The organism is Streptomyces sp. NBC_00490 (assembly GCF_036013645.1).
Taxonomy (GTDB): Bacteria; Actinomycetota; Actinomycetes; order Streptomycetales; family Streptomycetaceae; genus Streptomyces; species Streptomyces canus_F.
In genome coordinates this window covers 9497764-9519142 of record NZ_CP107869.1, presented here as the reverse complement: position 1 = coordinate 9519142, position 21379 = coordinate 9497764, and the positions used below count along the sequence as shown (strand labels likewise).

Annotated in this window: 19 protein-coding genes; 10 read left to right on the top strand and 9 right to left on the bottom strand. The window is 70.5% G+C overall.

Translation table 11 applies throughout. The annotated features are described in order from the left end of the window. Positions 1-38: 38 nt before the first annotated feature. Together OG381_RS43430 and OG381_RS43425 are read left to right on the top strand one after the other, a co-directional pair. A complete protein-coding gene (locus OG381_RS43430) occupies positions 39-1037 on the top strand; it encodes an RNA polymerase subunit sigma-70 (RefSeq protein ID WP_327721495.1) in 999 nt (332 codons plus the stop codon). Between the two features lie 296 nt (positions 1038-1333). Further along, positions 1334-1789, top strand: a complete 456-nt coding sequence (locus OG381_RS43425; protein WP_327721494.1) for a DUF6069 family protein — start codon at positions 1334-1336, stop codon at positions 1787-1789. Between the two features lie 151 nt (positions 1790-1940). Here the strand turns inward: OG381_RS43425 and OG381_RS43420 are convergent, their stop codons facing one another. Both OG381_RS43420 and OG381_RS43415 read right to left on the bottom strand, forming a co-directional pair. Continuing rightward, on the bottom strand, positions 1941-2396 hold the full coding sequence (locus tag OG381_RS43420; RefSeq protein WP_327721493.1) for a hypothetical protein: 456 nt from the start codon (positions 2394-2396) through the stop codon (positions 1941-1943). 168 nt (positions 2397-2564) lie between these two features. Next, positions 2565-3353: a heparin lyase I family protein gene (locus OG381_RS43415; RefSeq protein ID WP_327721492.1), complete on the bottom strand. Its 789-nt coding sequence runs from the start codon at positions 3351-3353 to the stop codon at positions 2565-2567. 362 nt (positions 3354-3715) lie between these two features. On the opposite strand from OG381_RS43415, the gene OG381_RS43410 reads away from it, so the two are divergent. Both OG381_RS43410 and OG381_RS43405 read left to right on the top strand, forming a co-directional pair. Further along, positions 3716-4825: a hypothetical protein gene (locus OG381_RS43410; RefSeq protein ID WP_327721491.1), complete on the top strand. Its 1110-nt coding sequence runs from the start codon at positions 3716-3718 to the stop codon at positions 4823-4825. Between the two features lie 50 nt (positions 4826-4875). Beyond that, positions 4876-5229 carry a VOC family protein gene (locus tag OG381_RS43405; RefSeq protein WP_327721490.1) on the top strand — a complete coding sequence of 118 codons (354 nt, stop codon included), beginning with the start codon at positions 4876-4878 and terminating at the stop codon, positions 5227-5229. Positions 5230-5278: 49 nt separating this feature from the next. Here OG381_RS43405 and OG381_RS43400 read toward each other — a convergent pair whose 3' ends face one another. Beyond that, positions 5279-6064 (bottom strand): AraC family transcriptional regulator, encoded by a 786-nt coding sequence (locus tag OG381_RS43400; RefSeq protein WP_327721489.1) that lies wholly within the window; start codon positions 6062-6064, stop codon positions 5279-5281. A 70-nt stretch (positions 6065-6134) separates the two neighbouring features. Between OG381_RS43400 and OG381_RS43395 the strand changes: the two genes are divergently transcribed. Both OG381_RS43395 and OG381_RS43390 read left to right on the top strand, forming a co-directional pair. After that, on the top strand, positions 6135-6953 hold the full coding sequence (locus OG381_RS43395; protein ID WP_327721487.1) for a phytanoyl-CoA dioxygenase family protein: 819 nt from the start codon (positions 6135-6137) through the stop codon (positions 6951-6953). Beyond that, entirely contained in the window at positions 6950-7261 is a 312-nt protein-coding gene (locus OG381_RS43390; protein WP_327721486.1) for a hypothetical protein, read from the top strand. Before OG381_RS43395 ends, OG381_RS43390 begins: the two co-directional genes overlap by 4 nt. Before the next feature lie 23 nt (positions 7262-7284). Here OG381_RS43390 and denD read toward each other — a convergent pair whose 3' ends face one another. Next, the gene (denD, locus tag OG381_RS43385) at positions 7285-8295 is read right to left on the bottom strand and encodes a D-erythronate dehydrogenase (RefSeq protein WP_327721485.1); all 1011 of its coding nucleotides are present in this window, start codon (positions 8293-8295) and stop codon (positions 7285-7287) included. A gap of 516 nt (positions 8296-8811) precedes the next feature. On the opposite strand from denD, the gene OG381_RS43380 reads away from it, so the two are divergent. Beyond that, the gene (locus OG381_RS43380) at positions 8812-10029 is read left to right on the top strand and encodes a serine hydrolase domain-containing protein (protein WP_327721484.1); all 1218 of its coding nucleotides are present in this window, start codon (positions 8812-8814) and stop codon (positions 10027-10029) included. A 43-nt stretch (positions 10030-10072) separates the two neighbouring features. Here the strand turns inward: OG381_RS43380 and OG381_RS43375 are convergent, their stop codons facing one another. Next, the gene (locus OG381_RS43375) at positions 10073-10432 is read right to left on the bottom strand and encodes an ArsR/SmtB family transcription factor (RefSeq protein WP_327721483.1); all 360 of its coding nucleotides are present in this window, start codon (positions 10430-10432) and stop codon (positions 10073-10075) included. Positions 10433-10637: 205 nt separating this feature from the next. Next, positions 10638-11012, bottom strand: coding sequence for a hypothetical protein (locus tag OG381_RS43370; RefSeq protein WP_171145452.1), 375 nt, complete (start codon positions 11010-11012; stop codon positions 10638-10640). A gap of 317 nt (positions 11013-11329) precedes the next feature. Between OG381_RS43370 and OG381_RS43365 the strand changes: the two genes are divergently transcribed. Further along, positions 11330-12670, top strand: a complete 1341-nt coding sequence (locus OG381_RS43365; RefSeq protein ID WP_327721482.1) for a diacylglycerol/lipid kinase family protein — start codon at positions 11330-11332, stop codon at positions 12668-12670. Positions 12671-12732: 62 nt separating this feature from the next. On the opposite strand, the gene OG381_RS43360 is transcribed toward OG381_RS43365, so the two are convergent. Beyond that, positions 12733-13542, bottom strand: coding sequence for a peptidoglycan-binding domain-containing protein (locus tag OG381_RS43360; protein WP_327721481.1), 810 nt, complete (start codon positions 13540-13542; stop codon positions 12733-12735). Between the two features lie 639 nt (positions 13543-14181). Continuing rightward, positions 14182-14700 carry an adenylate kinase gene (locus tag OG381_RS43355; RefSeq protein ID WP_327721480.1) on the bottom strand — a complete coding sequence of 173 codons (519 nt, stop codon included), beginning with the start codon at positions 14698-14700 and terminating at the stop codon, positions 14182-14184. Positions 14701-14813: 113 nt separating this feature from the next. On the opposite strand from OG381_RS43355, the gene OG381_RS43350 reads away from it, so the two are divergent. Continuing rightward, positions 14814-15989: a cytochrome P450 gene (locus tag OG381_RS43350; RefSeq protein ID WP_327721479.1), complete on the top strand. Its 1176-nt coding sequence runs from the start codon at positions 14814-14816 to the stop codon at positions 15987-15989. Between the two features lie 164 nt (positions 15990-16153). Here the strand turns inward: OG381_RS43350 and OG381_RS43345 are convergent, their stop codons facing one another. Beyond that, positions 16154-19885: an nSTAND1 domain-containing NTPase gene (locus OG381_RS43345; protein ID WP_327721478.1), complete on the bottom strand. Its 3732-nt coding sequence runs from the start codon at positions 19883-19885 to the stop codon at positions 16154-16156. 274 nt (positions 19886-20159) lie between these two features. Between OG381_RS43345 and OG381_RS43340 the strand changes: the two genes are divergently transcribed. After that, positions 20160-21371: an acyltransferase family protein gene (locus OG381_RS43340; protein WP_327721477.1), complete on the top strand. Its 1212-nt coding sequence runs from the start codon at positions 20160-20162 to the stop codon at positions 21369-21371. Positions 21372-21379: the final 8 nt, after the last annotated feature.

Sequence of the window (21379 nt, the reverse complement as noted above, 5' to 3'; positions counted from 1 at the left end):
ACCTACGTCAGGACATGACGAGGCGGAAGGATGACGTGATGAGTGCGGACACGCGGCTGGAGGAGCCGGGCGGAAGCCGGCTGGGCGAGGTCGACGAGCCGGCGTTCGCGGGGCTGGCGGAGCGGCACCGGCGGGAGCTGCACGTGCACTGCTACCGGATGCTCGGGTCGTTCGAGGACGCCGAGGACACCGTGCAGGAGACGTTCCTGCGTGCCTGGCGGCGGCGGGAGACCTTCGAAGGGCGGTCGACGTTCCGGGCCTGGCTGTACCGGATCGCCACCAACGCCTGCCTGGACCTGCTCGCCAAGCGCCGCCCGGAGCCCGCGACCGGCGGCGAGGTGCTGTGGCTGCAGCCCTACCCGGACCGGCTGCTCGACGAGCTGCCCGCGGGCGACACGGACGAGCCGGAGAGCCTCGCCGTCGCGCGGGAGACGATCGAACTGGCGTACCTGGTCGCGGTCCAGCATCTCGCCCCGCGCCCACGTGCCGTGCTGATCCTGCGGGACGTGCTCGGTTGGCCCGCCAAGGACGTCGCGGAGATCCTCGGGGACTCCGTCAACTCCGTGAACAGCGCGCTCCAGCGAGCCCGCGCCGGCATGCGGGAGCACCTGCCAGCCGAGCGACAGGACTGGACCGGCGGCGAACAGGACGCCGGGACGCGCGAGTTGGTGCGCCGCTTCACCGACGCCAGCGTGGCCACGGACATCCCGACGCTCGCCGCACTGCTGCGGGACGACGTCCGCTGCTCGATGCCGCCCACGCCGGGCCTGTACGTCGGCCGCGACGCGGTGGTGAACGACTGGGTCGAGGACGGCTTCGAGGACATGAAGGGCCTGCGCGGCGTCCCCACCTCCGTGAACCGGCAGCCCGCCGTCGCCTTCTACCTCTGGCGGGAGCGGGAGGGCGCGTACCTGCCGCTGACGCTCGACGTCCTGCGCATCACCGGCGGGGCGATCACCGAGATCGTCACGTTCCACGACGACCAGTTCCCGCGGCTCGGGCTGCCGGAGCGCCTGCCCGCGGACGGTACGGAGTAGTCCCGGTGCGGACGCTCACGCTGCGCGGTGGCGCGCGTGTCGCGGTGGTCGCGGCGCAGTGGTACGACGCGTTCGGCGTCGTCATCCGCGGGCGGGTACAGCTGGAGCTGCGCGACGGCGGGCCCGGGCCGGTCCTGGGACGCGATGCCGTGTTCTGGCTCCGTGGCACCGGCGTCCGGGCCCTGCGGAACCCCGGTCGCCGCACGGCCAGGGTGCGTGTCCTCACCCCGGGGCCAGAACCGTCGTATGCCGGTCAACACCCCCGTAAGTCGCCTACCGAACGATGGAGGAGCGGGATGAACAACATGGATGACCTCGGGGTCGTCGCAGGCCCGGTGGCGGGCCCCACCCGCCGCACCCACCGACTCGGCAGGCTCGCGGGCACCGGCCTCCTTGCCACGCTCGCGGCGATGACGGCCACCACCCTGGGCGCGGCGCTGGCCCGGGCCGCCGGTGTCGACTTCGAGGTCCCGGAGGGCGGCGATAGCATCCCGTTGCCCGGGTTCGCCGTGGTGACCGGCTTCTTCTCGGTCCTCGGCATCGTCATCGCCGCCGCTCTTCTGCGCTGGAGCGCCCGCCCCGCCGAGCGATTCGTGTGGACGGCGGTGTCACTGACCGCGCTCTCGTGGGTCCCGCCTCTTCTCTGCGGGGCGGACACCGCCACCGTCACCGCCCTCCTCGGGCTCCACCTCGTCCCGGCGGCGGTGATGATCCCCGCTCTGGCGCGCAGGCTCCGGCCCCGGACCGGTTGACGGTTCCGTCGTCCCCGACGGCGTGGCGTGCGAGTGTTTCCCGACCGCGCCCTCGACCGACCGCGCCCGGTGACGCGGCTGGTCACGGCTTGGCGGAGGGCCGCACGATGAGCTTCTGCAGCGCCAAGAACTCACGGATCAGACGCGGCGGTCACTCCTGGCGTGAGACACCGGATTCCTCAACAGGCCCAGGCAGCAACGCCGCGAGGCGGGTGGCGGTCTTCTCTCCCGCTCGCTGCTTGACCAAGCCCTCTTTGGCAGCCGCGCGGAGCCTCACCGGCGAGCTGTCCTCCGCGCCCTTTGTCACCAACACGGTGACCACCACGGGATTCAGGCCGCCAAAACCACCCCCGAGGACGACACGCAGCATCTCCTGGTCCGCGCCGTCCTCGACGCGCAGGGACACCACCGGCCGGCCTCCCTCGCCGAGCACGGCGGCGACGCGGTCCACGGCATCGCCGAACGGGAGGGGGACGACGAGGTCGACCTCGTGAACGTTCTTCCTCATCAGCTTGGCCACGAGTCCGGTCAGGCGACCGCTGCCCCCGCTCGCGCCACCCAGCGCGGCAAGCTCGTCCGCCAGAATCTGGTCCTCGCCCTGGTCCACACGCCCCGCCCTTCACCGCCGGACCCGTCCACGGAATCAGCCACACGCCATTGAGCGGGAGCACGCTTCCAGGTTCAGGAGCAGGGTAGTTCACCCGATCCACAGGTACGGCGGGCCATGCCGGGGGCAGGTCAGCGGCCCGCGGGTCGCCGCGAACTGGCGGGCCGGTCAGAGGAGTTGATAGCCGCGCATGTTGCTGAGCAGCAGGTAGCAGTTCTGGAGGGACCCTGACGTGTCGCCCAACGAGCGGTAGATGCCCCACTTCGGGCGGACACGGTCGGCGAGGAAGGTGTCGATGCCGGTGCGGGACTTGTCGATGACGGTGGTCGAGCCGTTCTTGAGGATCCAGCGCAGGGAACCCGCCGAGCCGTTGCCGACCTTGATCTGGAAGTCGACGTCGACCCATCTGTCGTGCAGCGGCTCCAGTTCGGTGCGGCCGATGAGGATGTCGTCGGTGAACTGCTTCAACTCGATGGTCTGGACGCCGTTCACGCGGCGCAGCGACTGAACGACGACGGGCGAGGAGCCGGTGCCTGGCTGCTTCATCTGCATGATGTGGGTGAAGCTGGTGGTCGCCTTCAGGGAACTCGGTATGTACATCGAGTAGGTGACCCGCCAGGCCTGGCCCTCGGTCCACTTGAGGTAGTTGCCGCCGTTGCCGTTGCGCAGGCCGGTGACCTCGTGGCGCTGACGGTCGGTGGAGGTGTCACGGTCGACGGTGTGCATGTTGAAGCGCCAGTTGTCGCCGGTGGCGTAGATGTGCGGCGCGGCGGAGGTGTGCGAGTCGGCGCGGTCGTCCTCGATGGTCTCGAAGGCGCCGAGTCCGTCGCCGCTCGCCGACGGGGACCATTTCAGCTGCCAGGCGGCGGCGTGCGCGGTGGAGGCGGGCAGACCGACCGTTGCGGCGGCCGCACCGCCGAGCGCGGCGCCGAGAAGGTTTCTGCGCGTGGTGCTCATGACCGTTCACCTCGTCGTGAGTGGGGGGTGGACGTGGGCGGAGGCCGGGTCGCGAGCAGCAGTCAGTTCATGCATCTGACCAATGTTCACTCACGCATCTGCCAGCGGAGAACAGAGTGGCGCCCCGACCATGCCGGGTCAATGGTCCAGACCGATAAGCCCGAGCCCCCGGGAAGGATTCCGGCCAGAGCGCGAACAGCCTGGACGCGCCGGCGAACGAGCGTGCACAGAGGGCGAGAACAGTTCGGCTATCGCAACGCCTCAGGTGACCTCGCGGATCTATCGCCACGGAGGCCGCCGACTCGTGCCAGGATGCGGCAATGGTGTGGCTGAAAAGACGTGGGACGTGGACGCTCAGGCTCGTGACCGCTGTGAGTGCGGTGGTCGCGGTGGCCGCCTGCGGTGCGGCAGGCGCGGACGACGGAAACTCCGGGGACTCCGGGAGCCGTGAGGCGGAGTACAAGCGCGTCATCGAGGACCCTCACCCGCGACCCGCCGACGTCATCGAGGCGGCCGGCGCGCCCACCGGTGTGGCCCGCGCGGACGACGGTTCGCTGCTGCTGTCGTACGACGTCCTCAACGTCGAGGACGACGAGGGGCCGGCCGCCTTCGCCTGGCGCATCGTCGGACCGGACGGCCGTACGGTCGCCGAGCACGCGGAACACGGCAACGCGGAGGCCACGCGGACCGCGTTCAAGGGAGTGAGCGGGGGCTTCGTGCGAGTGCCGTCCGGGGAGGGGGCAGACGGAGCGTATTTGCTCGACGTACGCGGCGAGCGGCACAAGGTCGCCATCACCGATACGCCGATGCGCACCCGGCCCGGCGACATCCTGCTCGCCGAGCTGGAGCCCACCCTCGTCTACCGCCCGGCCACGCGCACCGTGGCGCCCCCGGCCGGGGTGCCGGACGACGCCATCCTCCACGCCGTCGACGAGCGGGGCACGGTCTGGAGCCTGGAACAGTTCCTCACCGACGAGCCCAACCGTGTCGTATGGCAGCGCGACGGTCGCACCCTCGGCTCCAGGGCTGTCCCGAAGGGGTCCTCCGACGCGGGAGGCATCCTCGTCGCAGGGGGCGGCACCGCGGCGCTGTCCCTCACCCGGAGCGAGGACGTGCGCGGCCTGCTGGTGACGACGGACGACGGCGGACACTGGCGGACGGTCCTCGACGGTGGCATCCCCTGGAAGTCCCTGAAGGACGGCTCGGTGTCGCTGGACCTGGAGCTGCTCACGGACGGGCGGCTGCTCGTCGGCGAGGAGGGCGGCCGCTACTGGCTCGCCGACGACCGCTCCAACCGCGCCTTCCACGCGCTGAAGACACCGGCACGATTCACGTCGTTCGCCGTCGACGGCACGACGCTCTACGGCATCGCTGACGCGACGACGTCGACGTACGGCCTGGTCAAGGGCGAAGGGCTGTGGATCTCGCACGACGGCGGGCGCGCGTGGAAGCAGTACAAGCAGCGCGGATAGCAGCACGGCGGAGCGACACTTCTCGAGAGCCGTCCTGGCAAGATGGCGGCATGGAACGTGTGCTGGGTATCGGCGGTTACTTCATGCGGGCTTCCGACCCTGCGGCCCTGAGTGCGTGGTACCGCGATTGTCTGGGCCTGGACGCCGATGAGCACGGCATGTGGCGTCAGGACGCCGGGGTGACGGTGTTCGCCACGTTCGAGTCCGGGACCGAGTACTTCGGGTCTCGTGCGCAGCAAACCATGCTCAACTTCCGGGTCCGCGACCTGGATGCGATGCTCGCGCAGTTGCGCGCCAAGGGCGCCGACGTGGCCGAAGAGACGCAGGACATGGACGGTGTCGGTCGATTCGGCTGGGTCACCGATCCCGAGGGCAACCGGGTCGAGCTGTGGCAGCCCGCCTGACCTCGTCGTCGTACAGGCGGGCATACCTGCTCGCCCCGGCCCACGGCGCTCAGCCGCTCGCCGCCTGCCGTACCGCCCGCGGTGAGGCGCCCAGTTCCTTGCGGCAGGTCTTGTTGAACGCCTGGAGGTCGGAGATGCCGACCGCGGCCGCGATCGCCGGGATGGCCAGCGTCGAGGCGATCAGGAGGTGCCGGGCGCGTTCCATGCGCCGGTGCCTGATGTAGCCGACGCCGGTGGACCCGGTGTCCTCGCGGAACAGTCGGGTGAGATGGGTGTGGGAGACGCCTGCGGCGCGGGCGATGGCGGGGATGGTCAGGGGACCGGCCAGGTGCTCCTCGATGTGGGCCATGGCCGTGCGCAGGGCGGGATGCCGGGGGCCTGGGCTGCTGTCCGCGGAGCCGGTCAGGGTGGTCGTGCGCCACAGCACCGTCCACAGCTCCGCGGAGGCGCGGGACGGGGACTGGGTGCTCGCCGCGACCGTCTGTCTCAGCAGCCCGCTCAGCGCGGCCGCTTCCGCACCGGCATCCTGCATCGCCGGGAGGCGGCGCCGCTCTCCGTCGCCGGGCAGCCGGAAGTGGGCGTAGAGGTGCTCGCAGCGCGGGGCGTCGTAGTGGAAGTGGACCTCGGTGTCGGGGGGCACCAGGCTCACGTGGCCGGGCCGGATCGGGTGCGAGACGCCGCCGAACTCCAGCGTGCCGGAGTAGCTGTACAGATGGAGCTGCCACAGCCTGGGCAGCCGGAAGACCTCGTGCGGGCCGGCCGAGCCGTGCACGCCCACGCCCGCGTTCGCCACGTGAGGCGGTTGGTCGAGGGCGAGTTCCACCTGTTGCCGCATGGTGGAAAATTACCAGTGGTCGCTGATTACAGCCCACGACAGGGACGGCGGTCACTTTTACGGTCGTCGTATGTCAACCACACGACAGCTGTTGAACTCCGTCGAGGTGGCGCGGTTCGTGGCTCACGGATTCCTGCGCCTGGACGGCATCGTGCCCCGGGAGATGAACGAGGAGGCGCTCGGCGTCTTCGCCACCGGGCTGCCCGCCGTGCCGTACGGCACTCCCGTTCCGAAGGCGTTCCCCGAGGGCTCCTTCTCCCGGCGACTCGTCGAACTCCCCGCTGTAGCGGGCGCGTTGGAGAGTCTGGTGGGATCGGACCCAAGCGTCGACCATCATTTCGTGCACACCCGCGAACCGCACGAGGGCAGCGCGCAGCCGTTGCACGCCGACGCCCTCATCGATGTGCGGCCCGACGCGTTCGACGTGCAGCTCATGTACTACCCGCAGGAGGTCACCGCGGATATGGGCGGCACGCTCGTCGTACCGGGCAGCCATCTGCGCCGTACCAACGAGTCCGACACCGGTCGTTACCAGAACCTGCTCGGCCAGACCCGGCTGACCTGTGCGGCGGGCACCGTCATGCTGGTGCACCACGGCATCTGGCACGGCGGGCGTCGCAACGACAGCGACACCGTCCGCCACATGTACAAGATCCGCTTCAACCCGACCGTGCCCCAGGTCCGGTTGTGGGACGTCTCGGATCTGGGCTCCCCCGCCGTCTCCTCCGAACTGGGGCGCACCTTCCCCTGGTACGAACCGGCCACCGGCCGGCTGGAGATCCACAACCGGATCCAGCTGTGGCGCACCCTCAGCGGCGACCCGGGCTTCGACATCGACCACTGGGCCACCCGTATCGCCAACCGGCCCGCTCTGAGGAGCCAGGCATGACCATCACCGACAGCGAGACGACCGGCACCGTCGCACACACCACGCGTCAGCAGGTGCTCGTCCTGTACCTGGCCACCTCCGCCCTCGACTCGCACGTGGTCGGGTGGGCCCGCTACGACGGCACCGGCGCCACCTCTCCCACCACCGGTGACAGCGACGAACCCCCTTACGGCACAGGCGTCGCCGCCCTGCGCGACGGCTGGCGGCTCTTCCAGGCCGCCCAGCTCATCCCGCCGTATCCGGGGGCGGAGCACGAAACGTCCTTCCTCAAGCACGAGTTCTTCTTCGAGAAGCTCGTCGGCCTGTGAGGTGACGATCGGGCGGGTTCGCCTCAGTGATCCACTACCGCCTCGGGATGATCGGCGAGGTACTCCCGCACCACCGATTCGAAGCTCGCGTCGGGCAGCAGGCCCAGGTCCGTCGCGCGACGGTTGTCGAAGACCGCGGGCCAGGAACCGACGACGGCCTCCACGGCCGGATCAGGTGCGAGGGTCACAAGATCGGCGGCCGGAGCGCCCGCCACTGTCCGCAGTGTGGCGAGCATGTCGGCCACCGAGACGGTCAGACCGGGCACGTTGACCGGCGCCGCCCCCTGCACTTGTCCCGGCCCGCTGCCGCGCTCGGCCTCCGCGATGCGGAGCACGGCCTCGATCGTGCTCCGCGGCGAGGCCAGGGCCACCTTCAGGCCGGGGGCGACGGGGCAGACGGTCGGCCGCCCCGCGAGCGGCTCGCGGATGATGGCGGAGACGAACCCGGAGGCGGCCGCGTTCGGCCTGCCCGGCCGGACCGCGACGGTCATCAGCCGGGCCACACGCCCGTCGACGAAGCCGCGGCGGGTCATGTCCGCGATGAGGTGCTCGCACATCAACTTCTGTGTGCCATAGCTCGATCGCGGTGCCGGCAGGGTCATCTCGCTGACCATCGGCGGGAACCCTCCCGTCGGCAGAGGGCCGTAGACGGCGAGGCTGCCGGCGAACAGCACCCGCGCCACCGGTCCGCCGCTCGCCGACTGCTCCCGCGCGGCCTGCAGCAGCGCACGGGTGGCGTCCACGTTGACGCGCATCCCGAGGTCGAAGTCGGCCTCGCACTCGGCGGACACCGCCGCCGCGAGGTGGAACACCACGTCCACCGGCTCCGCGAACACCTCGCCGAGATGGTCGACCAGGTCACCGCCGACCGTCCGCACCAGCGGATCCGTGGCCGCCGGACCATCCGGCCAGGCGACACGATCGACCAGCACCAGCCGGGTGACCGGTTCCGCGGCGAACGTCCGCCTCCGTAGGAGTTCCCTCACCAGCAGGCGTCCCAGGAACCCGGACGCCCCCGTCACGACGACCCTCACCCGCCACTCCCCCCTCACCAGACAACCGGCACGTCTCACGATGGCGCACCGGGCCGCTTCGCGACACCGCACCCCGTCTGCCTTCCCATCGAGTGGTGCGGCGGCGCGGGTTTCGTGACTCCGCAGGTCAGTCGGCCGACGCAGTCACCTCGGCGCCGGATCTGGGTGTTTACGCCCGCGAGCAGCACTGAGCGCAGCCGCACGGCCGGTATGGCTGCACCACTCGGCGGAACGCCACCCCGGCCGGCGGTCGATGAGCCGACAGCACACACCCCCGCAGCGAACCGAGGCGGCCTTACGCGGCCCGACCGACCCGCACGGCTGGGGTCCACACCACACGTCGGCAGCCGAGCGGTCCGACGCGCCGCTGACGTGCCACGTTGTAGTGCGTCCCAGCGACCCGAGCGGCGCCGAACGGGTGGACTTGCGCGGAGGGCGGCCACGCGCGGGACCGGCTCCGAGGCTGCGGGTGGTGACGTGGCTGCCCCGACCCTGACCTGGAAGAGGCACCGAGTCGTGAAACGTTCCTCCGCCCGCCGTGTCTTCGCCGCAGCGTTGCTCGTGGCGTCCGTGCTGGCCCCGATGGCGGCCGCTCCCGCCACGGCGGCACCGTCCGTCGCCTCCCACCCGTCCTACCCGTCCCACCCGTCCCGGCCGGACGACTGCCCGGCGCACGTACTCGACCCTGAACTGGCCTCACGGCTGGACAAGGCCATCGAGAAGGTCCGCCGGCAGGCCGGCATCCCCGGCGTGGTCGCCGGGCTGTGGATGCCGGGCAAAGGCAGCTACGTCCGTGCGACCGGCGTCGCCGACACCGCCACCCGCAAGCCGATGACCTCCGATGTCTTCGTCCGGATCGGCAGCGAGACCAAGACCTTCACGGTCACCGCGCTGCTCGAGCTCGTCGACGACGGCCTGGTCGGACTCGACGACCCGATCTCCCAGTACATCCACGGCGTACCCAAGGGGCACCGGATCACGTTGCGCCATCTCGCCGAGATGCGCAGCGGCCTCTTCCCCTACACCGAGGACGCCGACTTCGTGCACGACCTGCTGAGCAACCCCAAGCGCTCGTTCACCCCGCGGGAAGTGCTGGCGTACGGCTTCAAGCACAAGAACACCTTCGCGCCCGGCAAGCAGTTCGAGTACTCCAACACCAACCTCATCCTGCTCGGCCTCGTGGTCGAGAAGATGAGCGGACACCGTCTCGACGACTTCATCGAGAAGCGGGTTCTGCGTCCCGCCCGCCTGTCCCACACGCTGTTCCCGCGCGGCTTCGAGTTCCCTCGACCGCACCCCCACGGCTACACCAACCAGACGCTGACCGGTGAGGTCGCCGACAGCACGAACTGGAACCCGAGCTGGGCCTGGGCGGCCGGAGCGATGATCTCCGATCTGCACGACCTGCGCCGCTGGGCGAAGATCGTCGCCACGGGTACGCTGCTGCGGCCGCAGACCCAGGAGCAGCGGCTCAAGATGCTGCCCACCGGCCACCCCGGCACCAGCTACGGCCTGGGCATCTTCAACAGCGACGGCTGGATCGGGCACAACGGCTCCATCCCCGGATACCAGACCGTGACCGTCTACCTGCCCTCGAAGAAGGCCACCTTGGTGTTGATGCTCAACACCGACATCTCGTACCAGGGCCAGGAGCCGTCCTCGCTGCTCGCCCGGGCGATCACCGAGATCGTGACCCCGGACAACGTCTACGACCGGCCGCTCCCCACGAGCTAGCGCCGGCAGTTGCCCCACAGGTCCCCTTCGTCTCCGGTCGGTGTCACCTGGTGGGGTGCAGCGGTTCGGACGGGGCGTCGATCTGCTGCAGCTCTGCCAGGAGCTGGTTCCGGCCGGTGAGGAGTTCGGTGAGGATACGGCGGGCGGCGCGCAGGAGGTCGGCGACATCCCCGCCGGCGAGGGCGTAGCGGACGGTGGAGCCCTCCCGGATGGACACGACGATGCCGGAGCGACGCAGAACGGCCAGTTGCTGCGAGAGGCTGGACGGCTCGATCTCGATGTCGGCGAGCAGGTCCCGGACGGACACCGGGCCGTCCTGGAGCAGCTCCAGCACCCGGATGCGTACGGGGTGACCGAGCATGCGGAAGAACTCCGCCTTGACTTGGTAGAGAGGGGCCTGCATGTCTGCTCGCTCCTGGTCGGGTGGGGGCGACGGGGCCGCCGGGGTGCGGCGGCATCCGGGGACGCCGCCGCACCGCTTGCCGCCCTCGGATGCCGATCCTTCACGCCCCGGGCCCGCCACGACCGCGCATTGGAACCATGCTCATGTGGTGACTTGAAGAAGTCTTCACATGATGGGCAGACGTGGCCCAGGGTTTTCGGCCGCGCTAGATCTCGATCGCCTCCTCCACCCGCTTGAGCTGATGGCGGGCCATCGCCAGGTTCGAGCGGGCCTTGTCCAGGACGAGGTACAGGAACAATCCGTTGCCCGTGCGGCCGGTGACCAGGCGGATCAGGTGGTACTGGGAGTCCAGCGTGATCAGGATGTCCTCGATCCGACGGTTGAGACCCAGTTGCTCCATCGTGCGCACCTTGGCCCGGATCACATCCGTGTTGCCGGCCGCCGCGACCGTCAGGTCCAGGTCCTTGCCCCCGCCCAGTGTGCCCAGCGCCATTCCGCTGGTGTAGTCGACGACGGCGGCTCCCAAAGAGCCCTCGACCCCGGCCATCATCTCCTTCAGCGACACTTCCACACTCGCCACAACGCCTCCCCTTGCATGCCGTTGACTGCGGCGGACCGATGCTCCCGACCCGCCTCGGTCTCCGGACCGTACGCACGCCGTCCGCACACCACGGCCGAGTCTTTGAGACTGTCCTGTGCCGACCGAACAACGGCATGCCTGGACCGTTCGACCGACCGGAAGTGCCGTGACTGGCCATGAAGTTGACGCCCCGCCCCGCTCGGCAGGCGCCGCCCGGCGAGCAGTGCGGCGGATCACAGAGGACGACGGTTCTGTCAGGGATCTGCCAGAGTTCGGTCGTGCGAGGTCGAGGCGGGTTTCCCGGGCGGAGAGAACACTTGGTCATAGATGTGAGCAGACGGGCGTATCGAAGGCAGCGCTGGGCGGCGAGGGTGGCGTTGGCCGCTGCCGCCCTCGCGGTCCTGGTGCCTCTCGGCTACGACGGCCTGGCCGGTGTGCTGCTCCTGGTGTGCGGCGCTGCCGGCCTGGCGGTCGCCTCGGCTGCGGCGTGGTGGACGCTGACCCTGCGGGGACCGTTGCGCTGGGCGGCGGGTGTGCTGGTCCTGGCCGTCCCCGCCGCGATCGTCGCCCTGTTCGCGGCCACCCTCCTCTGGGCCCTGCCGGTGTCCTTGGCGCTGTGGGGCGTGGCCGTGTGGAGCGGCCGGTATGCGCTGCGCGGCACCGGAAGCCATCGGGTGCGGAGCAAGGAGTACCGCACGCCCCCGCCGCGACGACCGTTCCTGATCATGAATCCGCGCTCGGGCGGCGGCAAGGTGGACCGCTTCGGGCTCAAGGAGAAGGCCGAGCGGCTCGGCGCTCGAGTCGTCCTGCTCGACCCGGACGAACAGCAGGACATCACGGCGCTGGCCCGGGCCGCCGTCGCGGAGGGTGCGGATCTGCTCGGTGCCGCGGGCGGCGACGGAACCCAGGCCCTGGTCGCGGCCGTCGCCGCCGAGCACGGCATACCGTTCCTCGTGATCAGCGCCGGCACCCGCAACCACTTCGCCCTGGACCTAGGTCTCGACCGCGACGACCCCGGCGCCTGCCTCGACGCGCTCAGCGACGGTGTCGAACTCCGCGTCGACCTCGGCTTCGCCGGTGACCGTCCCTTCGTCAACAACGCCTCGTTCGGGGCCTACGCGGCGATCGTGCAGAGTCCCTCCTATCGCGGCGACAAGATCGGCACGAGCCTGGAACTGCTGCCCGACCTGCTCACCGGTCAGCAAGGTGCCCGGCTCACCGCGAAGGCGGGAGACACCACCCTCGACTCCCCCCAGGCGGTGCTGGTGAGCAACAACCCCTATCGGACCGGCGATCCCTTCGGGTTCGGCCGCCGTGACCGGCTCGACACCGGAGCACTGGGGGTCCTCGGCGTACGAGTGGACGGCGCGGCCGACGCCGCCGCGCTGCTGCTCGACCCGGAACCGGCCGCGCTCACCGTCCTGACCGTCCGCGAGGTCGTCGTCGAAGCCGACGGTCCGGAGGTGCAGGTGGGGCTCGACGGCGAGGCCCTCGTCCTTCCCTCACCGGTCCACTGCCGCATAGCGCCCGGCGCTCTCACCGTCCGCGTCCCCCGGAAGCGGCCGGGGGTGGTGCAACGTCAACCCCGCCTGGACTGGCGCCGGTTGAGGAAACTGGCGGCGACGGTCGGCCGTACTGCCGCCCCACGCCGTATGTGAGGGTCACCGCTGAACTGACAGAGCTGCCGGCTGCCCACTCGTACGTCCGGAAGGGTCGACTGTCACGGCTCCGACGTCTCGGATTCGAGTGAGGTTCGTGTCGCCGGTCCGTAGACGCCCGGTTCGTCATCGACCACCACACGCGTCAACTGGTAGGCGCGGACCGCGTTCTCGACCTCACGGTCGTAGACGCCGTCGGCCTCTCCGGCGAAGAAACCGGTCTGCCGTAGGCGGAGTTGGAGCTCGATCACCTCGGGTCCCCGGTCGCCGAGGCGGAGCACGGGGGCGGCCTCCCCCTGCGAGGGGGTCGATGTGGGGCTGCCCGTGACGGTGGCGCTGGACGAGGTCGGGCTGGGGGTGGTGCCGGTCGGGGGGAGGGAGTCCGTGGTCGTGGTCGTGGTCGTGTCCGGTGAGGAAGTAGCGGACGGGGACGGTTGCGCCGAGGTCATCGACGCGGAGGGGGCCGGGGACGAGGGATCGACGGCCGTGGACCGTTCGTCCGGCAGGCCCGCGCGCACGCCGCCGGACAAGGAGCCGTCCCGATCAGGACTGTCGTACCAGAGGAATCCGCCGACCAGGCATCCCGTCAGCAGGACGGCCGCCGCGGCCCCCATGCCGGTGCCCAGCGCGATCCGGCGCCTGCGTGGGGAGTTCTGGGTGTTGTCGTCCGAGCGAGGCACATCCGGAGGGTCGACGGGCGGTGAGGTCGCGTCTTCCCGGCCTTGCCGGTCACCGGCCGGTTGGTCCGCGGGTTGCGTCTCGGATTCCGCCGACGTCGCGTAGACGTCAGGCGATGTGGCGTCGTCGCCTATCTCCACGAAGGGCCGTATCCGCACCGGATCGAAGTCCTCGGCGGCCTCGGCCTCTGCCATGCGGGTCGCACGATGGGCGTCGGCCGCACGGCGGGCACAGGAACAGGCCAGGCTGCCGTCCGCGGGTCGAGGTGTACCGCACTCCGCACAGGCGGGACCCGTCGGCTGACTCACACACGCTCCCTCTCCGTATGAGCTCCATATTTTAGACATGAACTACACGCGAGGGCTCCGCAAGAAGTCCAAAAATGGAATCCACGTGTCCGGACCGATGGGAATCGGCCGTGCGGGCTGTCTGGGGCGGGTGAGGGCGCGTGACCTGCCCGTTGGTGTTCGTGGCGGGCCGCTCAAGTGGCATCTGGAGTACGGTCCGCAGCCACCGCGTCAGACGCGCAGGCGTCCCCGTGCGTTGAGTACTGCGAGGGCACGCCGTGCCGCGCCGAGGTCGTGCGATGTGCGGGCACCCATGGCCCCAGGCAGCGAGAACATGGCAATCTCCACGCTGCTGGCAGCGACGAGCCAGTCAGATCCCTGGGTGTTCGGAACCGGCTGGCCACGATCGTCGCGTGCCCTCTCAAGCATGGTGAGAAATCGGCCTGCCAACTGGAGCGTCCTGCGGATCCGCAAGTCCTCCCAAGCCAGGCCGCGCGCCCCCGTCCACGACGTGGGCCCCTGGCATCAAGACGTGGCCCCCTGGCATCAAAGGGATGCCAGCCAGGCCGCCGTGTCATCGGGATGGCCGAAGCGGAGGACGTCGAGATGGGCGAAGCGGGGGTCGCGGACGCGGCTGCCGATTTCGCGGCGGCGGACCCCGTGCTGGGACCAGGCCCACCATGCCGGGTGTTCCCGGCTCAGCCAGCCGGTGAAGGTCTCCCTGTTCCCGCCGAAGATGGCCTCGCGGGTGACCGTGCGTCGGATGGAGCGGCGCAGAACGCGGGGCATGATGACGCGTTTGGGGTAGTCCAGCCAGATCACGGTGTCGGCCCGGTCCCACAGCAGGTCACGGACTTCCGGGTAACCGACGGAGTCGACGATCCAGCGGGGCTCGGCGGTGAGCTTGGATACGTCTTCGGTCAGCTTGTCGTTGACGGCCCAGTTGGGGCCGTTGAAGTAGAGCCCGTCCATCTCGTGGTACGGCAGGCCCAGACGACTGCCCAGGGTTTGGGCGAGCGTGGATTTACCCGCACCGGTCACACCCGCCACCAAGATCCGTTCCACGGGTGCACTCTATGCCCGGCACCCCGGCGCAGTCCCCCGGCCTCCCTGCCCTGGGAGCACCTTGTTAGCGTCAGCCGCATGAACGGTTCCCAGCCCCCGAGCCAGAGCGCGCGATGAGCGTCGTCGAGTCCTGCCCGCTCGGCGCCGAGACCACGCTGGCCGAGCTCGCCCGGGATCCGCATCCGCGCCTGGCACTGCTGCGGGCGCGGGAACCGGTGTCGTGGGTGCCCGAGTTGGGCGGCTGGCTGGTGACCCGGCGTGATCTCGCGTTGAGCGTGATGCGGGATGCCGAGACCTTCACCGTCGATGACCCCCGGTTCTCCACCGCGCAAGTGGTCGGCCCCAGCATGCTGTCGCTCGACGGTGACCGGCACGCCCGGCACCGCGAGCCCTTCAGCGCGCCCTTCCGCCCCCGGGCCGTGCGTGAGGGCTTCGCCGCCTTCATCGAGCGGGAGACCGACGCGCTCATCAGCGCTTTCGAACCGGCGGGGGCGGCCGAACTGCGGCGCTCCTTCGCCGGACCCCTCGCGGTCGCGGTGGTGAGCGAGGCATTGGGGCTGGCCGGCACCACCGTGGACACGGTGCTCGCCTGGCACGACGCCATCGTGCGGTCGGTCTCGGACATCACGGCTGGCCTGGAGGCGGGAGCGGCGGGCGTCACGGCGTACGAGCAGCTGCGCTCAGCGGTGGAAGCGACCGTCGCCGACCGGAGCACGTCCTCCCTCCTCGCGGCAGCCGCCGGACAGTTGACCGTGCCCGAGGTGGCGTCCAATGCCGCGGTGCTGATGTTCGGAGGCATCGAGACCACCGAGGCGATGATCACCAACGCGCTGCTGCACCTGCTGCGGCACCCCGATCAACTCGCCCTGGTCCGGGCGGACTCCGGTCTGCTGGACGGCGCGATCGAGGAATCCCTGCGCCTCGAACCCGGCGCGGCGGTCGTGGACCGCTACGCCACTGGCGACACCGTGCTCGGCTCGGCCACCATCCGCCGTGGTGACCTCGTCACCGTCTCGCTCACCGGCGCCAACCGCGACCCGGCCGTCTTTGCCGACCCCGACCGGTTCGACGTCCGCCGGGAGAACGCGCGTCTCCAACTGGCCTTCGCACACGGCCCGCACTACTGCCTCGCCGCCCACCTCGCGCGCCTGGAAACCCGTATCGCCCTCCAGCACCTGCTCCAACGCCTCCCCGGGCTACGCCTCGACCCCGAACACACCGCCGCTCCTTGCGGCCTCGTCTTCCGCAAGCCGACCGCGCTGCACGTGCGGTGGGGACGAGCGGCCTGAACGGTCCTGGCCGGGCTTTCGGGCGAGCAGGCCGCAATACTGATCTGCCTCGCCGCGCCGCCGGAGCGCTCTGGTGGAAGTGCGGTGATGGGTCTGCGGGCCGGTGGGGGCTGGTCGCGCAGTTCCCCGCAACCCTTACGGGGCTCGATGCCGCACCGGACGTCCTATCGCGCGGTCTCCTGGCAGCCGGTCTCAGTGGACCGCGTGTCCGGGTAGCGGGCCTGTTCCACCGAGGTGAGGGTGCGGTCGACGGCCTCGCAGATGGTGCGGATCGCGTGGGTCACGTCGGGCAGGTCGACGTTCCACAGCCCGACGGAGCTGCCCGTGCCGATCGCCAGGGTCCGTCCGTCCCGGCTGAAGGCCACTGTTCCGGGCGAGCGGGCCGGCAGGGTGGTGCGGCTCTGGCTGGTGGCGAGGTCCCACAGCTGGACTCCTCTTACGGTGCTGGCAGCCAGGGTGCGTGCATCGGGGGTGAAAGCCAGGGACCACACCTCGGCGCTGACGCTGAAAGCGTCTTCGAGCTGACCGGTGCGCGTGTCCCACGTCTTCACCAGGCCGTTGCTGCCGCTCGCGGTGGCCAGGGCGTCCCCGTCCGGGCTGAACGCGAGTGTCAGCAGGCTCCGGGGGCCCGGGTCGATGGTGCCCTGTGTGCGGCCGGTCGCGGCATCGAGCAGCGTGATCCGGTCGCCGCCCGTCTTGATGTCCACGACGGCGAGTGTGTGACCGTCCGGGGCGAATGCCAGCGTCCTCACGGATCCGCCGGGGCTGGTGTGGACGGTGCGCAGTTCACCCGTGGACAGGTGCCAGATGTGCACCGACCCCTTCTCGCCGACGATGGCGAGCCGTGTCCCGTCGGGACTGAAGACCGCTGTGAGAATGCCGCCCACGTCACGGCTTTGGCGCAGGCGGCCCGTGGCGACATCCCGAACCTCGATGACCCTGCGGTCGACGGCTTCGGCGGCCAGGGCGCGCCCGGTCGGACTGAATCCCACGGCCACGGGGCGGGAACCCGTGACTGGCGGTCGCTGTCCCCGAGGTGCCGGGCCGGTGTCGGGTGCCCGGGTGGCTTCGAGCTCGCCGGTCCTGGCATCCCAGAGCTGTACCGACCCACGCCCGAGCGACGGTTGCCGGACCGCGGCCACCGAGCGTCCGTCGGGACTGAACTCCATGTCGGTGATGTACGCGCCGGAGGGGCCGGACAGCGTGGTCCGCGGATGATCAGCGAACAGGCGGTGCACGCGGATGGTGGGGCTCGTATTGCCGCTGGTGAACAGGGTACGGCCGTCCGCGCTGAGGGCCACGCTCCTGACTCCCCTTCCCGGGAGGCCGGCCGTGACGGTGGCCCGCGCCATGCCGGAGGCGGTGTCCCAGAGCCGCACCGTGTCTCCTGGGCCCGGGATGGCGAGGGTGCGCCCGTCCGCGGCGAAGGCCATCCCGCGCGACCCGATGGGAACGTCCTTGATGGTGCGCCGGACCACACCGGTGGCCGTCTCCCGCAGTTGCACCGAACCATCGGTGCGGACAACCGCGTACGTCTGACCGTCCGGGCTCAAAGCCGCCTCGCTGCCCCTGATGTGGCTGTCACGGGAGGTTCGGGTGCGGCCGGACGTCACGTCCCACACCCGCACCCCTCCGCTGAGGCCTACTGCGGCGACGGTGCGCCCGTCAGCGCCGAAGCCGACCGTCTCCGGGTCGGGGTGGTCGGTGAACCTGTGGCGGGTACGGCCGGTGGCCAGGTCCCAGACCCGTACGGCGCTCGGGGAGGAGGCGGCCACGGTCCGGCCGTCGGGGCTGAAGGCCAACCCGCGAACCGAACCGTCGGGAACGGAAAGGGTCCTCATCTTCCTGCCGTCGGCCGGATCCCACAGGGTCACCCTCGTTCCGGTGTCACCGGAAGTGGCGACGGCCAGGATGCCTCCGTCAGGGCTGAACACCGCGGCCTGGCTGACTTCGTCGCTGCTGGTGTAGGCGGTGAAGGTGTCTCGGAGTTGGCCTGCGGGTACGTTCCAGATCCGTATCCTGCCGTCTCTGCTGGAGGTGGCGAGCGTCTTTCCGTCCGGGCTGAGGGCGATGGCGTCCACGGGTTCGGTGCCGCCGGTCAGGCGCTTGCGGAGCGGTAGCGCCGCGGCGGCGTAGAGGGCTGCGGTGGCTTCGCGGGTCGGGCTGGTTCGGTAGGCGTGCACGGCGAGCAGTGCGGCGAGATCGGGATCGGAGTCCAGCAACGCGCTGGACTGGGCCGCCAGTTGCCGGGACTGGGCCGTGTGCTGGGCCGTGACCGCGCTCTGCCACTGCCCCACGGCCAGGCCCGCGGCGACGAGGGCCAGGCACAGGGCGGCGGTGACCGCGGTGAGCACCAGCCGGTATCGACGGCGGCCCTTCTGCTCATGGCCACGGCTGGCGTGAAGGAAGGCGTGTTCTACGTCGGTCAGGTCCTCGCGCGATGCGCCACCGAAGTGTTCCAGGGCCGCGGTGAGCCTGCTCCCCCGGCTCAGAGCGCCGTCCTCGCGGCCCAAGTCCTGCCAGGCGTGGGCCGCTTCTGTCAGGTGTCGGTGCACGCGCAGGCGTTCGCGGTCCTCCTCGATCCACTCGCGCAGCCGGGGCCACGACGTGATCAGGGCCTCGTGGGCCAACTCGACCGTGTCGCCGTCCACGGTGAGCAGCCGCGCCCCGGCGAGCGCCTCCACCACCGTGGCGGTGTCGTCCCGGCCGGTGCCCGGCAGTTCCGCGCGCTGGACCGGACGGCGGGTGTCGGGGGTGCCGTCACCGGGGGCGACCATCCGCAGCAGTACCCGGCGGGCGGCGGTCGCCTGGCTTTCGGTGAACCGGTCGTAGACCTGCTCGGCGGTCTTGGCGATCGCGCCGTCCAGGCATCCGACCGCCTCGTACCCCGCCATGGTCAGCGACTTGCCGCGGCGGCGGCGCCAGGTCTCCAGCAACGCGTGGGAAAGCAGCGGCAACCCGCCCGGCGCGTCGGCGACCTCCTTGACCAGCCGCGCGGTGAGGGCGCGTTCCACGGTCAGCCCGGCGGCCGCGGCCGGCTTGACGACGGCGTCGCGCAGTTCCGTCTGACTCATCGCGCCGGCCAGGAGGTTGGCGTCGCGCAGTGCGTCGGCCAGGTCGCGGTGCTCGGCGCAGCGGCCGTAGAAGTCGCCGCGGACCGCCAAGAGCACCCGCAGGCGGCTGTCGGGGTGCCGGGCTGTCAGCAACAGGTCGATGAAGCGGGCGCGTTCGGCCGTGTCGTGGCAGAGGGTGAAGACCTCCTCGAACTGGTCGACGATCACGAACGTGTCCGCTTCCGCGCTGCCGTCGCGGGCCGACGCGGGGTCAAGGAGGGACGCGTGGCTGCGGGCGGGGTGTTCGCCGGGGGTCAGGATGCGGATCGCGGCCGGGCGCAGGCCCGGCTCCTGAGTGCGTCGGAGAGCGGGTATCAGGCCGGCCCGCAGCAGGGAGGACTTGCCGCTGCCGGAGGGGCCGAAGACCGCGGCGAACCGTCGGCCGCGCAGCAGCGCGACCAGGTCGGCGGTGAGCTGGTCCCGGCCGAAGAACAGGCCACTGTCCCCGGTCTCGAACCGTGCCAGGCCCCGGTACGGCGTGAGTGATCCGTCGTCGTCCCCGTGGCCGTCACCGGACGACTCCTCCACCGCCTCCTTCCACCGGGCCTCCCACTCCGCCACGTCGCCGCCGCACGCCCCCGCATAGGCCAGGGCCACCGGCAGCGTCGGCAACTGCTCGCCCGCCGCCGCCTGCGACAGCGTGGTCACCGAGTAGCCCGCCCGCCGCGCCAGCGCCCGGTAGGTGATCCCGTCCGCCTCCGCCCTCAGCTTGCGTAACTCGAACGCGAACCGCTGCACCGGACCCGCCGCCGGATCCAACGGCACCTCACGACGCCCCGCCACACCTTCACCCCGTTCATTGTTCGGTCGCCAGAACGGTACTGCCGAACAATGCGCCGGCCGCTGGACTCGGTGCTGTGAGCGGTGCGGGCAGTGCCCAAGAACCGACTCCCGATACGGCCGGTGAGGGCGTTCGCCGCGTGAGCCTGCGGACCGTGCCCGTGCCCCTTTCACCGCCGTTGGACAAGCCCAACGCCAACCTCGTCGAAGAGGACTTTGCCCACGCATGAAATTCCGACCTCTCGACCCCGCCTCTTCGCTTTCCGCTACCTCACGATTGCTCACCACCGTCTCGACGGTCGGGCCGTCGCGGTTGGGCTGGCTGGACGCGTTGCGCGGCATCGCCGCACTCGTCGTCGTGTTCGACCACTCCTCGTACACCTTCATGGCCGACTTCCGGCGGGAGTTGATGCCTCACTTCAACACGAGCCGCTACGCCATCATGGTGTTCTTCCTGGTCAGCGGCTACGTCATCCCCGCTTCGCTGGAACGCCGGGGCTGCGTCCGGACGTTCTGGGTCGGGCGGATCTTCCGCGTGTACCCGCTGGCGGCGGCTGTCGTCACCATGCTCCTCGCCGCCAACCTCCTTGGCATCGCGGAGATCCGTGGCGTCGACCGGCAGAGCGCCGCCACCGTGATCATCGCCCACGCCACCATGCTCCAGGAGTTGCTGGGCACACCCAGTCTCCTGCTCGTCCTGTGGACGCTCTCCTACGAGATGTCGTTCTACCTCCTCGTCGTCGCTCTGTTCACGGTCCGCCTCCATCAGCGGTCCGCGGCGATCGCCACCGTCCTGGCCGCGCTCGCCGCGGTCAGCGTCACGGCAGGGGTGGTACTGCCGGCCTCTGCCCTGTCCGGCCTGGTCGGCACCGGTCCGCTGATCGCGTTCGCCTCGGTCGCCATGGCGGTCGCGATCGGCTGCGCGAGCGCCGGGTCACCCGTACTGCGGGGATTCGGGGGTGTGTTGGGCGGGGTGCTGGCGCTCGTGCTGGTCCTGTTCAACGGCACGGTTCCGCAGTGGGAGGGGCTGGTGATCCTCGCCGTGATGTTCCTCGGCACCGCCATCTACCGTGCCGAGAACGGTCAGAGCACCTGGTCCGGTGCTGCCGGCACCGCTGTCGTCGTGGTCGCCTGTGCCGTGGGGAGCGCGTTCTGGTACGGCGACGGTGACCACTTCGTACGGCGTGGCTGGATCGTCGCGTTCCTGATGGCTGTGCTCACCTTCGGCACCGGGCTGCTGTTGCGGCGCCGGCACGTACCGCGGGTGCTGACCGGGCTGGGCACGATCAGTTACTCGGTCTATCTGGTGCATCCGGTGCTGCTGGCGGTGATCGACGGTACGGTCGGCCGACGGCGGCAGGACAGTCTTCTGCTCGAAGTGGCGTTCTTCGCCGTGCTGTTGCCGCTGTGCCTGCTGACCTACCGCTGTGTCGAAGCGCCCGGCCAGAGGTGGGGCCGAAAGTCTTTGCGCGGGCCGCTCTCCGGATGATGGAGTGG